Raw genomic sequence first — 15,631 nt, 5'->3', positions numbered from 1 at the left:
GCTTTTGCTGTCTGCAAAAATAGACAAAGTGAGAGAAACGATGACAAAACAAATTATGCCAGTAATGATTTCTTGTGAGCCTGCCGCACCATGCTGGGGGGAAGGCGCATTGTTAAGCTCTGGCGATAAAGGGATGACAATTCACCTGAAGCATGCCGGCAAACTCTGTGCAGTGCAAAGCGCTGGTCGCAAATTAGATGGTCAAGGTATTCGCAATATTGCCTTGACTGGCGAAGGCTGGGATTTAGAAAAAAGCTGGGCATTTTGGCAAGGTTTTCGTGCACCCAAAGGGGCGAGAACCATTGAATGGCCAGTATTGCCAGAAGATGACCGTAAAGAATTAGAAAACCGTATTCGCACCGTTGACTGGGTGCGCGATGTGATTAACGCACCAGCAGAAGAGCTTGGCCCTGAACAACTGGCTCAACGTGCTATCGATTTACTCTGCACCGTTGGTGCGCAAGACATTAGCTATCGCATTGTAAAAGGTGACGACTTATTAGAGCAAGGCTATACCGGTATTCATACGGTAGGCCGTGGCTCTAGCCGCCCACCCGTATTTTTAGCGCTTGATTATAACCCAGGCGCTAACCCAGATGCGCCCGTATTCGCGGCATTAGTGGGTAAAGGAATTACATTTGATTCAGGCGGTTACAGCATTAAACCATCTTCTTCCATGAACTCCATGAAAGCAGATATGGGCGGTGCCGCAACACTGGCAGGTTCATTAGCATTAGCGATTTCCCGCGGCTTGAAAAAACGTGTCAAAATGTTCCTGTGCCTTGCAGACAACATGGTCAGCGGCAACGCCTTTAAATTAGGGGATATTATTCGCTACCGTAATGGTAAATCGGTTGAAATCATGAATACGGATGCGGAAGGTCGTTTAGTCCTCGCAGATGGTCTGATTGATGCAAGCAAAGAAAAACCGACACTCATCATCGACGCCGCGACCTTAACAGGTGCAGCCAAAACCGCAGTTGGTGGTGACTACCACAGCGTACTAAGTTTTGATGATAAATTAGTTGCTGACTTAATGAGCGCTTCTGATGCGGAGTTTGAACTGTTCTGGCGCTTGCCATTGGCTGAATTCCACCGTCAACAGTTGCCATCAGGTTTTGCCGATTTAAATAACATTGCAGCACCGTCACACACGGCAGGTGCGAGCACTGCAGCGGCGTTTTTATCCCACTTTGTCGAAAATTACCGTCAAAATTGGGTGCATATTGACTGCTCTGCAACGTACCGCAAATCACCAGTCAGCTTATGGGCTGAAGGCGCAACGGGTATTGGTGTGCGTACATTGGCGAATTTGTTAATCAGTAAAGCAAAATAAATCGCGGTTATTGATATCAGGCACGAAGGGGAAACTTTTCGTGCCTATTTTTTTACCTCAACAATTTTTACCTTAACGAAAGTACGCGTATAATAAGCGATTATTTTTTAGGATAGGGGATGAGCATGTCGCAGCAATCGAACAATAATGCTAACCAAGAAACTGAGATCCAATTTACAGAGTTAACAGTGCCGAAAGGTTCCTCACTAAAATTAAGTGTATTAGACGAAGAGCCGCAAGCGATTGTTGATGCACTGACTGAGTTCTTTAAGCAACATAAAGTTGTCAGACGGGCTTTTATGGTGTCAGCGCTTGAAGATGAAGAGGGTGACGAAAATCCTATCTTAATGATCGCGTTAGAATTTACGACAGGTGCAGAGAATATCGACACAATTATTCATGAAGCGGGCACATTGGCTTGTGAATACTTAAATGATGATGAATCAATTGATTTTTGTGTGGTCAATGAACATGAAAAGGGCATTAGCCATTTTATTACTCAACATGTTCAGCCATTTTACCAGCGCCGTTTAGGCAGTTTTTTACGAGATACCATCCCAGTAAAAAATACCTAATAAAATCCCGTGTTGAGTGGGAGAATTGTATTTTCTCACTCATAAATGGATAATAGATAATTAATTACACTTATATTCCGCTTTCTATTTATAAAATATCCCGCAAATTTACTGTTTTTGCCCCTGATAGTTTTTTCCGTTTTGTCTGATAGGTCTTTTTATTACATTCTGTTAAATTATGTCGATGAATGAAACAAACATCTATCGTTTTCATTTATGCATAATTTAGAACCATTTCAAATGCATAATGGGTTTTAACCTTCTGTTAAGGCCTTAAGAAAAACAGCATATTTCTAACTAATTAAAGGGCGGGCGGTAATGAAACAACAATCCAGTTGGGCTTCATTGGCGGGTCTAAAAACGAAAAAACGCTATATTGCAATCGCATTAGCATCGGTTATGGCATTATCCGGCTGTGATGATACGGCGAAAGAGCCAACCACAAAAGAAAATAATGTCGCATCGTCGACAGAAAACCAAACTAAAACAGCACCAGTTGCCGAGCAGAAAAAAGCGGCTCCAAAACTTTCCACTGAAGAGCTCATTAAAAAGTACGCAGGGAAAGATTTAACGGTGTTGGATGCGTCTGAACTGCAACTTGATGGTGCAAGTGCGATGGTGATTACGTTCTCAGTTCCGCTGCAAGCAAACCAAGATTTTGGGCAGTTTGTGAACCTGATTGATGTAAAATCAGGGAAGTTAGATGGTGCTTGGGAACTGTCTGATAACCAAATGGAACTGCGTTTTCGCCATTTACCGCCATCAAAAGAATTAAACCTCACCATTAACCCGGGGATTAAAGCGGTTAATGAGCGCACCATTTCTGAAACGTTCGATAAAAAATTCACCACAGCGCAAATCATCCCTACCGTTGGCTTTGCAAGTAAAGGTTCGTTATTGCCAAGTAAAGTAGCACAAGGCTTGCCGGTTATTGCGTTGAATGTTGATAAAGTCGATGTGAATTTCTTCCGTGTGGACGAAAAACAGTTGCCGCAATTTTTAGCCCAGTGGCAATACCGCAGTAATTACGAATATTGGTACTCGGAAGAGTTTCTGGATAAAGTCGAACTGGCTTATACCGGGCGTTTTGATTTAAACCCAGATAAAAATACCCGCCAAACTGTTTTACTGCCGCTAAAAGATATCAAAGAACTTCAGCAAGATGGTGTGTACCTTGCGATTATGCAAAAAGCGGGCTCATACAGCTATCAATTCCCAGCGACAGTGTTCACATTGAGTGACATCGGTGTATCGCTGCACAGTTACCAAGACCGTGTGGATATTTTCACGCAATCATTAGCCAAAGGCTCCGCAATTAAAGGTGTGGAACTGCGCATTTTGGATGAAAAAGGCCAATTAGTGACCAAGGGCACTACTGACGGTGACGGCCATGCGCAATTAGATAAACTGGCAGGTGGTAAGTTATTACTGGCAACCCACGATGGGCAAACCAGTATGATTGATTTAACGCAACCTGCGTTAGACCTGTCTGAATTCGATATTTCAGGGCCTGAAGGCTTTGCAAAACAATTCTTTACCTTTGGCCCTCGTGATTTGTATCGCCCGGGTGAATTATTGCTCGTGAACGGTTTACTGCGTGATGGCGACGGTAACCCTGTCAAATCCCAGCCAGTTAAAGTCGATATTTTGAAAACCGATGGGCAAGTGGTGCGCAGCTTTGTTTGGCAGCCTGAGGAAAACCAAAATGGGTTATATCAATACCAATTTGAAATTCCAAAAAATGCGGAAACAGGTGGCTGGTCATTACGCTTTGATTTAGGGGATGGTTCCCCTCAGCGTTACTACAAATTCAATGTTGAAGATTTTATGCCAGAGCGTATGGCATTAGAAATCGTTGGCAGTGATGTGCCTCGCTTAACGGATCAATCCGTTGATTTTGATATTCAAGGCCGTTATCTGTATGGCGCACCGGCAGCAAGCAATGAGCTGCAAGGGCAAATACTCCTGAAAGCCAACCGTGAAGCGGTCGCAAAATTACCCGGCTTTGAATTTGGTGCCGTCAATGAAGAAGGCCTACCGCGTAAGTTGGATGAATTTGACTTGACTCTCGATAGTAATGGCGAAACCGTTATTTCTATCCCAAATAGCAATTGGAGTGGGGCGCGCTCGCCAATTTCTGCGGTGTTACAAGCTAGCTTATTAGAAGCGGGTGGTCGCCCAGTGACACGCCGTGCGGAACAAGCGATTTGGCCAGCAGAGAAACTGGTGGGTATTCGCCCATTGTTCGCGAAAAAAGAAATTTATGATTACCGCACTGACCGCTATGTAAAACGCCATAATGTGGACGAAAACTCACTCGCTGAGTTTGAATTAGTCATGGCAGATGCGGCGGGTAATAAACTGGCGGCTGACAACTTAACCGTGCGTTTAGTGTATGAGCGCCGTGATTATTACTGGAGTTGGTCTGAAAGCGGTGGCTGGTCATCCAATTACGATCAAAAAGATTTAGTGATGGCGAATGAAAATATCGCGATTGCCAAAGATGGCACTGCCAAAGTTTCCTTCCCTGTGGATTGGGGCGCATTCCGTATTGAAGTGTTGAACCCAGAAAACCAATTAGTTTCTAGCCTGCAATTCTGGGCGGGGTATTCATGGCAAGATAACACTGGCGGAAGCGGCTCTGTACGCCCTGATCAAGTGAAATTAAGCCTGAATAAACCGGCTTATTTACCGGGTGAAAAAGCGAAAGTTCGCATTGAATCACCAAAAGCAGGTAAAGGCTACGTGCTTCTTGAGTCGAGCAATGGCCCACTGTGGTGGGAAGAGATTGATGTGCCTGAAAAAGGCTTAGACGTTGAAGTGCCTGTGAATAAAGAGTGGGCGCGTCACGATTTATATATCTCAGCCGTTGTTGTTCGTCCGGGTGATGACTCGAAAGAAGCCACTGTAAAACGTGCTGTAGGCGTGCTGCATCTGCCGATCGCAGATGAAAACCGTAAAATTGCTTTGGCGCTAACGTCACCAGACAAAATGCGTCCAAACCAAGACTTAACGGTGAAAATCAAAGCGACAGCGCAAGATGGCAAGCCACTGCCTGAAAAAGTGAATGTGCTGTTATCTGCAGTGGATACGGGCGTACTGAATATCACTGATTTCAAAACGCCAGACCCATACGACGCGTTCTTTGGTCGTAAGCGTTACAGCGTTGACCAATATGACGTTTATGGCCATCTGATTGAAGGGCAAGGTAAAGTTGCAAATCTGCGCTTTGGTGGTGATAGTGAAGATGCAGCGCTGGAACGTGGTGGTATGAAGCCACTGACGGAAGTGCAAATTATCGCTGAGCAAGCCAAACCGGTCACATTGGATAAAAACGGGGAAGGGGAAATATCCCTCGCAATCCCTGATTTTAATGGTGAATTACGTGTGATGGCGCAGGCATGGAATGAAAAAGATTTCGGCCATGCGGACAGCAAAGTGATTGTTGCAGCTCCGTTAGTGACGCAAATGTCGATGCCTCGCTTTATGGCGGGTGGGGACAAGTCCTATTTTGCCCTCGATCTAACGAACATGACTGACAACACGCAAAACCTGACAGTGAATTTCAAAGCGTCGGGTATGGTGAAGCTGGATGGTGTGACGAGCCGTGAATTAGAGCTGCCAAAAGGTAAGCGCACGACAATCAACTTACCTGTCAAAGCAGATTATGGCTTTGGTCAAGGTGAAGTGTCGATGACGATTAATGGCATGAAGATTGACGGGGAAGCAAACAAGGATTACAGCAATAGCTGGAAAGTAGGCGTACGTCCTGCACAGCCTGCGGAAACCGTTGCTTTTGCGACGGCGATAGAGCCGGGCACCGTGTGGTCATTGCCAACCAATCAAATTGCGGCATTGAACCCAGAGACACTGGAAGGGCAAGTGCTGTTGACTAGCCGTCCACCGTTAGATATTTCTCGTTATATTCGTGAGCTATTTGCGTATCCGTATGGTTGCCTTGAGCAAACCATCAGTGGCTTGTATCCATCTTTATTCTCGACACAAGCAGAGCTGAGCAAGCTAGGCATTAAAACGCAAACAGATGCGGATCGCCATAAAGCGATTGAAATTGGCATTCCACACTTGTTAAGCATGCAACGCGGCGACGGTGGTTTCTCCTTATGGGATAGAAACGGACGTGAAGAATACTGGTTAACGGCTTATGCAGCAGACTTTTTAAACAAAGCAAACCAGCGTGGTTTCACCGTTCCGCAAGACGCGCTGAGCAACGCCAATACGCGTTTATTAAGTTACTTGCAAGATGGTAACCAAATCAATTACCCATACACTGACAACCTGCCAGCAGCGCGCTTTGCGACTCAAGCATACGCAGGTTTAGTATTAGCATCACAACAAAAAGCGCCGTTAGGGGCATTGCGCCAGCTATATAGCCAAAGTAACAATGCTATCAGCGGGTTACCATTGGTTCAGTTAGGGGTCGCATTAAACCTGATGGGGGATAAATCCCGTGGTGAAAGTGCGATTATTGAGGGTCTGAAAAAGCAACGTACTGGTTATAACTATATTGGTGATTACGGTTCAACCATTCGTGATGATGCAATGATTATTGCGTTATTAAATGAATACAATTTGATGCCAAAATCCCGTGACCAAAAACTGCAAACGCTATCAAATAACCTGACCTCAAAACGTTATTTCTCAACACAAGAAAGCAATGCGCTGTTCTTAGCGGGTCGTTTCTACTTGAATGAGTCTGAAGCACCGTGGAAAGCGTTAATTAACGGTCAAGAACCACCAATGATTTCAGACAAACCTGTTAGCGAGTTCCTAAGCAAAGGGCAAATTCAAAACGGCTATAGCATTGAAAACAGTGGTACAAACACATTGTATACGCGCCTGAATGTGGTGGGTTACCCACAACGTTCACCGAAACCAATGTCGAATGTGCTGGGAATTCAACGCAGCTACTTTGATATGAAAGGTAACCGTATTTCACTGGATAGATTAAGAAGCGGTGAAATGGTAGTGGTGAAACTGGAAGTTCAAGCGTCACAAAGCGTGCCAGATGCGCTGGTGGTGGATTTACTGCCTGCAGGCTTAGAGCTGGAAAACCAGAACTTAGCCAATAGCAGCGCGAATTTAAGTGAGTCTGCGCCGAACTTGCAAGAACTGATTGATGACATGCAACAATCGCAAATCCGTCATATGGAATACCGTGACGACCGCTTTGTGGCTGCCGTTGAAGTTCAGCAGTATCGCCCAACTACCTTGGTTTACTTAGCGCGTGCCGTGACACCGGGTGTGTATAGCATCCCTGTCCCACAAGTTGAGTCAATGTATGTCCCTGATTGGCGTGCTACGGGCTACTCAGAAGGCCAAGTGGAAATCGTTCGCTAGTTATCACCTTAAGCCCTTATATAGAGAATATAAGGGCTTTTCTTTACTTCTTTTTCGGTACACCCATCAATGAAAAAATGGTTACGTCGCACAGGCATTACGTTCGTGTCTCTGCTCATTTTGCTGCCGTTATTATTTTTAGTGGCAGACAAAATTTGGCCTTTGCCAATCAAACAGATAGAAATGGCACGAACCGTTGTGGCCGCTGATGGTACACCACTGTGGCGCTTTGCGGATAAAGACGGAATTTGGCGTTTTCCCGTTAAAATTGATGAGGTTTCCCCGGATTTTATCGAAGCGTTATTAACCTATGAAGACCGCCACTTTTACCAACACCCCGGTGTGAACCCGTTTTCATTAGTGCGTGCAGCAGGGCAGTTTGTGAGCTCAGGGCGCATTGTATCGGGTGGTAGCACCATTTCCATGCAAGTGGCGCGGCTTATCGACCCTCATGAACGTACATTGGGCGGTAAACTAAAGCAGTTGTGGCGTACAGCGCAGTTGGAATACCATTATTCGAAAGATGATATTCTCGAAATGTATTTAAACCGTGCGCCTTACGGGGGCACGATAGAGGGTATTGGTGCAGCAAGCTGGGTGTATTTGAATAAATCCCCTGCCAAGCTCACTGCCAGTGAAGCCGCTTTGTTTGCGGTTTTGCCTCAGGCCCCAAGCCGTTTGCGACCAGACCGTTACCCAGAGCGTGCACAAGCCGCGCGGGATAAAGTGCTCGATAGGCTTGAAGAGTACCAAGTGTGGAGCCACGAAAAAGTGGCGGATATCAAGCAAGAGCAAATTTGGCTCGCACCGCGTAAAAACCCACACTCGGCGCCGTTATTGGCTCGACGAGTTACCAAAGACGCTCAAGAGTCGATTATTGAAACCACCATTGATGCCAGTTTGCAAAGCCAACTGGAAGACATGGCGATGAACTGGAAAAACCAGCTACCCAAGCAAACTTCCTTGGGGATTTTAGTGGTCGATCATTCCGATATGGCGGTGAAAGCCTATATCGGCTCCATTGATTTTCAAGATGATAGCCGTTTTGGGCATGTGGATATGATCAGCGCATGGCGTTCTCCAGGCTCGACATTAAAGCCATTTTTATATGCGTTAGCGATGGATGACGGGCTGATCCACGCTGAATCATTGCTGCAAGATGTGCCACGTCGTTTTAATGATTATCGACCAGGTAACTTCGATAGCGGTTTTTATGGCCCTGTGAGTGTGAGTGATGCGCTCGTGCGTTCATTAAACTTACCCGTAGTACAACTATTAGATGTGTATGGCAGTAAGCGTTTTACTGCGCAATTACGGAATGTGGGCACGGAATTACGCTTCCCTGTAGGCAGCGAGCCGAATTTATCCTTGATTTTAGGCGGTACAGCAACGCGAATGGAAGATTTAGTGTCGGCTTACAGTGCGTTTGCGCGTAAAGGTAATGTGTCGCCACTGCGTTTTAAACCAACGGATGAAATTCGCGATAGGGCGTTAATGTCACCGGGAGCGGCATGGATTGTCCGTCGTATTATGGGCGGGGAGGCACGTCCAGTTCCAGAGGCTAACTTATCAGGGCAACTGAATTTGGCTTGGAAAACGGGCACAAGTTATGGTTACCGAGACGCATGGGCGATTGGTGTTAATCCACGTTATACCATAGGGGTTTGGGTTGGGCGGCCTGATGCCACACCAGTCGCTGGGCAATTAGGCGTTGCAACGGCTATCCCGATTATGAACCAAGTCAATGGCATGTTGTTGAGCCGAATTTACCTTTCCCACGAAACACTGCCAAAAGATAACAAGCCTGCGAGTGTTAGCCAAGCGGTGATTTGTTGGCCGGGGGGGACTGCGCTATTGAAAGATGACAGCAACTGCCGTCAGCGGCGTTTAAGTTGGGTTTTGGATAACACCATCCCGCCAACATTAATGGCGCGTGACCAAGAGTCGTTATTGGGGTTAAGACAAAAAATCTGGGTCAATGACCAAGGTTTGCAAGTCGCCGCGGATTGCCCGAATGCCCAAGAAAAAGAGGTGCATCTGTGGCCAATTACAGTTGAGTCTTGGTTGCCATCAAGTGAAAAACGGGAAAATCGGCTACCAAAAGCCGATTTAAGCTGCCCGCCACTGAAATTAGAAATGCCGCCATTATTGATTTCGGGTGTGCGTGATGGGGAAGTTTTACAGCGTTTGCCGGGGAAAACCAGTTTGGATTTGCGCTTAGTCACGCAAGGGGGGCAAGGGCAGAAATGGTGGTTCTTAAATGGCGAACAAGTGAGCTCCACTGAGCAAAATGGGTCTATTTTGCTCACGCTCGAAAAAAGCGGCAACTACCAAATATCTGTTTTAGATTTAAGCGGGCAAGTCACAGCACTAAACTTTAGAGTTAAGTAACAGAGGAAAAACGTGACTTACCCGAAAAAATAGTGTTTTTTGCTATAAAAACTTTAACAAAATGTTGTTGTGACTGTAGGAAATTGTAATCAGAGCCCCTATAATCATCGCCTTATTTTTCTTTTTCCTAGGTGCGCTGATTTTTAGAGGCAAAAACCCTAATATCCGAATTAGAAATAATATAAAAAACTACAACATGCCCCTATTTTACGTTCTTGCATCCTAACTTACAGGGAAGAGCAAAGAATAAAGGCCTAATAAATCGCTAAGAGGTTATTTATGACTGTTCAACGTACATTTTCTATTATCAAACCAAACGCTGTGAAGAAAAACGTGATTGGTGCTATCTACAACCGTTTCGAAAGCGCGGGTTTCTCAATCATTGCTGCTAAAATGATGCACTTAACGCGTGAACAAGCTGAAGGCTTCTACGCTGAACACAAAGGCCGTCCTTTCTTTGATGGTCTGGTTGAATTCATGACTTCTGGCCCAATCATGCTGCAAGTGTTAGAAGGCGAAAACGCAATTCAACGTCACCGTGACCTGATGGGCGCAACTAACCCAGATAACGCATTAGCAGGTACTTTACGTGCTGACTACGCAGACAGCTTCACAGAAAACGCAACTCACGGTTCAGATTCTGAAGAATCTGCTGCACGTGAAATCGCGTATTTCTTCACTGCTGACGAAATCTGCCCGCGCTAATAAACTCAACATCAAAGTGCATTAGCATTATTGTTGTAAAGTTTGTACAATGCCACGCCCTGCTATAATTAGCAGGGCGCTTATATTTTTAAGACTACCAAAATCTACGTCGTGCTGAACTCAGCACTGCCGAAAGTGTAACAACGAGGCAATACACATGTCCGATATGACGACTGATGCACAATGTGCAACATCTTCCGCTATTTCTGTCACCCCAGAAAAAACGAATCAAAAAGTTAACTTACTCGATTTAAATCGCAAGCAAATGCGTGAGTTTTTCGCGCAAATGGGCGAAAAACCATTTCGTGCCGATCAGGTGATGAAATGGATTTATCACTACTGCTACGATGATTTTGAGCAAATGACGGATATCAACAAAGTCCTTCGTGCCAAGTTGCAAGAAGTGGCTGAAATCCGCGCCCCTGAAGTAGCTGATGAACAACGTTCATCAGATGGGACCATCAAGTGGGCTATCAAAGTTGGCGACCAACTGGTTGAAACGGTATACATCCCCGAGGCTGACCGTGCAACCTTGTGCGTTTCATCCCAAGTGGGCTGCGCGCTCGAGTGTAAATTCTGTTCAACAGCGCAACAAGGTTTCAACCGTAATCTGCGTGTTTCAGAAATTATCGGCCAAGTTTGGCGTGCCGCAAAAATTATTGGTTCACTAAAATCCAGTGGACGCCGTCCAATTACTAACGTTGTTATGATGGGAATGGGTGAGCCATTACTCAACTTAAACAATGTGGTGCCTGCGATGGAAATCATGTTAGATGATTTCGGTTTTGGTTTATCAAAACGCCGTGTCACGATTTCAACCTCAGGTGTAGTTCCTGCGTTGGATAAACTCGGTGATATGATTGATGTGGCATTAGCGATTTCACTTCATGCGCCAACCGATGATATTCGTGATGATATTGTTCCAATCAATAAGAAATACAATATCGAAACTTTCCTCAATAGTGTGAATCGTTACCTGACAAAATCGAATGCAAATGCAGGGCGCGTCACCGTTGAGTATGTAATGCTTGACCACGTGAATGACAGTGTAGAACAAGCACACCAATTGGCTGAATGCTTGAAAAACACACCAAGTAAAATTAACTTGATCCCATGGAACCCGTTCCCGGGAGCACCATATGGTCGAAGTTCGAACAGTCGTATTGATCGTTTCTCTAAAGTATTGATGGAATACGGGTTTACGACTATAGTTCGTAAGACTCGTGGTGATGATATCGACGCAGCTTGCGGTCAATTAGCTGGCGATGTGATCGATAGAACCAAGCGAACGTTGAAAAAACGCTTAGCTGGGGAACCTATCCAAGTAAAATCAGTCTGATTTATAGATATTATCCAATCAGTGAGTTAGGTAATGTTTCAAGGCGTTTTTACGTTAGGCAAAACGCCTTTGTTCACCTACAATAGTTAAAGCAATAAGATAAATTTAATTGTTGTTTCAAAACTATGATAAATTCTGACGAATAAAGCTTATGAATGTTCGCTTTATATTTTTTTAACTTGGAAATAGTGTTGCCAGCAAATGACTATCGAAAATAATACCGAACAAACTAGTGTCACTGTAGGACAATTATTGGCGCAGGCACGTGAGCGCATGGGGCTAACGCAAGATGTTGTTGCGGAACGATTGTGCCTTAAAATCAGTACGGTAAAAGAGATAGAAGAAGACATTGCTCCTGCTGGTGTTGAGCCCACTTTTTTACGTGGTTACATCCGTTTATATGCTCGTATGGTGGGTGTGCCAGAAAGTGACATTAAAGCATTTATGAAAGTGGAAGAGCCTGTTCCGCTGGCTAAAGTGTCGCCAATGCAAAGCTACTCACTGGGTAAGAAACGCAAAAAACGCGAAGGTTGGTTAATGAAACTAACGTGGTTAATTGTGATTATCTTGATAGCCATGGTGGGTATTTGGTGGTGGCAAGACCACAACGCGCAAAAAGACGAATTAGTTTCGATGGCGAATCAAAGCGATTTGATTTTGTCTCAACAAGATACCAACTCAACACCTGTTGAATTACCTAACCCAATCGATGATCCTTCCATTACAGTTGGAACAGCGACACTGGAAAATACGCCAGAAACATTGGCTCCAGAGGGGACTGCATCAAATACTGCTTCTGAACCAGCAAGCGTGAGAACCATTCCATTGCCGAATGCACCTCAATCAACAGTTTCACAAAACAGAACGCAAAATACGCAAACGGAAGAGCCTGCACCAGTGAGTAGCAGTGCATTAGTCTTGAATTTTACAGGGCAGTGTTGGTTAGAAATCCGTGATGCGAACAATAAAATTTTATTCAGTGGCGCGAAAAATAATGGCGATAAACTGGAGCTCGATGGCACAGCACCTTATCGTTTGAATATCGGTGCGCCAGCTAACGTGACTGTTCAATTTCAAGGTAATCCAGTTGACTTAAGTCGCTTTATTAAAGCGAAACGTCCTGCGAAATTTAAGCTGCCAGAAGCTTAAAAATAAATTGTAAAGAAGAAGCAAACTATATCCGAAAACATCTTTTTTGATAGGTTATAGTTTGCTTTCTTGTGTATAGTGGAATGCATAGAAGCAATAGTTAACACTATACCACGGTAACAAAGAGCACATGGACGTTCGGAGAATTAAAGAAAAATGCATAACGAATCACCGATAAAAAGACGCAAATCCACCCGTATCAATGTAGGTAGCGTGCCAATAGGCGACGGTGCCCCTATCGCTGTTCAGTCAATGACTAACACCCGCACTACTGATGTCGAAGCTACTGTCCGCCAAATTAAAGCTCTTGAACGTGTTGGAGCCGACATTGTGCGTGTTTCTGTTCCGACAATGGATGCAGCGGAAGCTTTCAAACTGATTAAACAACAAGTTAACTTGCCATTAGTCGCAGACATTCACTTTGACTACCGCATCGCGTTGAAAGTCGCAGAATACGGCGTGGACTGCTTACGGATTAACCCGGGCAATATTGGTAGTGAAGAGCGTATTCGTCAAGTTGTTGATTGTGCTCGTCATTATGGCATTCCTATTCGCATAGGGGTGAATGGCGGTTCACTGGAAAAAGATATTCAAGAAAAGTATCGCGAACCAACGCCAGAAGCGTTAGTGGAATCGGCGATGCGCCATGTTGATATCTTGGATAGACTGAACTTTGACCAATTCAAAGTCAGCGTTAAAGCCTCTGACGTATTTTTAGCCGTCGGTTCATACCGTTTACTGGCGAATAAAATCGACCAACCGCTGCATTTAGGGATCACCGAAGCAGGCGGTGCGCGTGCGGGTTCCGTTAAATCTGCTATCGGCCTTGGCATGTTACTGTCTGAAGGCATCGGTGATACCTTGCGTATCTCGTTAGCAGCTGACCCTGTTGAAGAAATTAAAGTTGGGTTTGATATCCTCAAATCATTACGGATCCGTTCTCGAGGCATTAACTTTATTGCGTGTCCAACCTGTTCACGACAAGAGTTTGACGTGATTGGCACGGTGAATGAACTTGAGCAGCGTTTAGAAGACTTGATCACACCAATGGACGTCTCGATTATTGGCTGTGTGGTCAATGGCCCAGGTGAAGCCGAAGTTTCAACGTTAGGCGTTGCGGGTGCTAAAACCAAAAGCGGTTTTTATGAAGATGGTAAGCGCCAAAAAGAACGCTTCGATAATGATAAAATTATCGACCAATTAGAAGCGAAGATTCGTGCTAAAGCGGCCATGATGGACGAAAGCAACCGAATCGAGATTAATTTAAAAAACTAGATTTGCTCATATAACTTCAAGCTGCATCGTTATCTGTTGTAGCTTGAATTTTTAGAGCACAATTCAAATTATTATCTGTGTTTGTGTTTGAAATCGGTCAAGGACTGCGCAAATCAACGGATAAATCTCGATTCGTATCAGGATTTGCTGTTTGTTGATTGAACCTGATGATATTTCGCTCTTATAATCAAACTAATGTAATTCTGAAAATAGAGAAAGAACGTGGGAAAAAATATCCAAGCCATTCGCGGCATGAATGATTACTTGCCAGCTGATACACGTGTATGGCAGAAAATCGAAGCAACATTAAAAAATATTTTACAGGGTTATGGTTTTAGTGAGATTCGTACCCCGATTGTAGAGCAGACCCCGCTATTTCGCAGAGCGATTGGTGAAGTGACGGATGTTGTTGAAAAAGAAATGTATACCTTCAACGACCGTAACGAAGAAAGTCTGACATTACGCCCTGAAAATACCGCAGGTTGTGTCCGTGCGGGTATTGAGCATGGCCTGCTGTACAATCAGGAACAGCGTTTATGGTATTTAGGGCCAATGTTCCGTTATGAGCGCCCACAAAAAGGCCGTTACCGCCAATTCCACCAATTAGGTGCTGAAGTGTTTGGGTTAGCGGGGCCAGATATCGACGCTGAAGTCATTCTCATGACAGCGCGCTGGTGGAAAGCGTTAGGGATTAGCGAACATGTCACCCTAGAGCTGAACTCCATTGGTTCTTTAGAGGCGCGTGCTAATTACCGTGAAGCACTGGTGGCATTCTTAGAGCAACACAAAGACAAGTTGGACGAAGACTGCAAACGTCGTATGTACACGAATCCATTACGTGTTTTGGATTCCAAAAATCAAGATGTTCAAACTTTATTGAACGATGCGCCGGAACTGTTTGACTACCTTGATGTCGAATCACGTGAGCACTTTGATGGCTTATGCAAATTATTGGATAATGCGGGAGTTAAATACCGTGTTAATCAGCGTTTAGTCCGTGGCCTTGATTACTATAACCGCACTGTTTTTGAGTGGGTAACGACAGCACTGGGTTCACAAGGTACGGTGTGTGCGGGTGGTCGCTATGATGGCTTAGTTGAACAACTGGGTGGTCGCGGAACGCCTGCGGTTGGCTTTGCAATGGGCATGGAGCGCATGGTGTTATTAGTGCAGGAAGTGAACCCTGAGTTTACAGCTGACACTTCAGTTGCTGATGTCTACTTGGCCTCTTTTGGTGATAACAGCCAACAAGCCGCGCTTTTGGTTGCAGAAAAAGTGCGTGACGAATTACCAACATTGCGGTTAATGACTAACCACGGTGGTGGAAACTTCAAGAAACAGTTAGCAAGAGCCGACAAGCAAGGCGCTAAAATTGCGCTGATCTTGGGGGAAGATGAAATTAATAATAGCCAAGTTACCCTAAAAGATTTGCGTACTGGCGAGCAAGAAACCATTTCACAGCAACTAATGGCATCACGTATCACTGAGCTATTAGGTTAAGGA

General features: G+C 44.9%; 9 protein-coding genes. All 9 read left to right on the top strand.

The window, feature by feature from the left end; genetic code table 11:
- Window positions 1-40: 40 nt before the first annotated feature.
- Entirely contained in the window at window positions 41-1,336 is a 1,296-nt protein-coding gene (gene pepB, locus AC4IFO_RS04260; protein ID WP_273804587.1) for an aminopeptidase PepB, read from the top strand.
- A gap of 125 nt (window positions 1,337-1,461) precedes the next feature.
- Window positions 1,462-1,911 (top strand): enhanced serine sensitivity protein SseB C-terminal domain-containing protein, encoded by a 450-nt coding sequence (locus tag AC4IFO_RS04255; RefSeq protein ID WP_490732129.1) that lies wholly within the window; start codon window positions 1,462-1,464, stop codon window positions 1,909-1,911.
- Window positions 1,912-2,229: 318 nt separating this feature from the next.
- A complete protein-coding gene (locus tag AC4IFO_RS04250) occupies window positions 2,230-7,269 on the top strand; it encodes an alpha-2-macroglobulin family protein (RefSeq protein WP_490732127.1) in 5,040 nt (1,679 codons plus the stop codon).
- Window positions 7,270-7,338: 69 nt separating this feature from the next.
- Complete coding sequence (gene pbpC / locus AC4IFO_RS04245) at window positions 7,339-9,660, top strand: peptidoglycan glycosyltransferase PbpC (protein ID WP_490732125.1); 2,322 nt, start codon at window positions 7,339-7,341, stop codon at window positions 9,658-9,660.
- Window positions 9,661-9,939: 279 nt separating this feature from the next.
- Entirely contained in the window at window positions 9,940-10,365 is a 426-nt protein-coding gene (ndk, locus tag AC4IFO_RS04240; protein ID WP_219247027.1) for a nucleoside-diphosphate kinase, read from the top strand.
- Window positions 10,366-10,522: 157 nt separating this feature from the next.
- On the top strand, window positions 10,523-11,704 hold the full coding sequence (gene rlmN, locus AC4IFO_RS04235) for a dual-specificity RNA methyltransferase RlmN (RefSeq protein WP_206082452.1): 1,182 nt from the start codon (window positions 10,523-10,525) through the stop codon (window positions 11,702-11,704).
- Window positions 11,705-11,905: 201 nt separating this feature from the next.
- Entirely contained in the window at window positions 11,906-12,853 is a 948-nt protein-coding gene (rodZ, locus tag AC4IFO_RS04230) for a cytoskeleton protein RodZ (RefSeq protein WP_490732122.1), read from the top strand.
- Between the two features lie 156 nt (window positions 12,854-13,009).
- Window positions 13,010-14,128, top strand: coding sequence for a flavodoxin-dependent (E)-4-hydroxy-3-methylbut-2-enyl-diphosphate synthase (ispG, locus tag AC4IFO_RS04225; protein ID WP_219247031.1), 1,119 nt, complete (start codon window positions 13,010-13,012; stop codon window positions 14,126-14,128).
- 222 nt (window positions 14,129-14,350) lie between these two features.
- Window positions 14,351-15,628: a histidine--tRNA ligase gene (gene hisS, locus AC4IFO_RS04220; RefSeq protein WP_219247033.1), complete on the top strand. Its 1,278-nt coding sequence runs from the start codon at window positions 14,351-14,353 to the stop codon at window positions 15,626-15,628.
- The last annotated feature ends 3 nt before the right edge of the window (window positions 15,629-15,631 follow it).

The organism is Providencia sp. UF-224 (genome assembly GCF_058245955.1).
This window is presented reverse-complemented; position numbering and strand designations above follow the sequence as displayed.

Coding starts and splice junctions, on each gene's coding strand:
- rlmN (WP_206082452.1), top strand. CDS start 10,523: ATGTCCGATATGACGACTGATGCACAATGTGCAACATCTTCCGCTATT.
- ndk (WP_219247027.1), top strand. CDS start 9,940: ATGACTGTTCAACGTACATTTTCTATTATCAAACCAAACGCTGTGAAG.
- AC4IFO_RS04250 (WP_490732127.1), top strand. CDS start 2,230: ATGAAACAACAATCCAGTTGGGCTTCATTGGCGGGTCTAAAAACGAAA.
- ispG (WP_219247031.1), top strand. CDS start 13,010: ATGCATAACGAATCACCGATAAAAAGACGCAAATCCACCCGTATCAAT.
- AC4IFO_RS04255 (WP_490732129.1), top strand. CDS start 1,462: ATGTCGCAGCAATCGAACAATAATGCTAACCAAGAAACTGAGATCCAA.
- pepB (WP_273804587.1), top strand. CDS start 41: ATGACAAAACAAATTATGCCAGTAATGATTTCTTGTGAGCCTGCCGCA.
- pbpC (WP_490732125.1), top strand. CDS start 7,339: ATGAAAAAATGGTTACGTCGCACAGGCATTACGTTCGTGTCTCTGCTC.
- rodZ (WP_490732122.1), top strand. CDS start 11,906: ATGACTATCGAAAATAATACCGAACAAACTAGTGTCACTGTAGGACAA.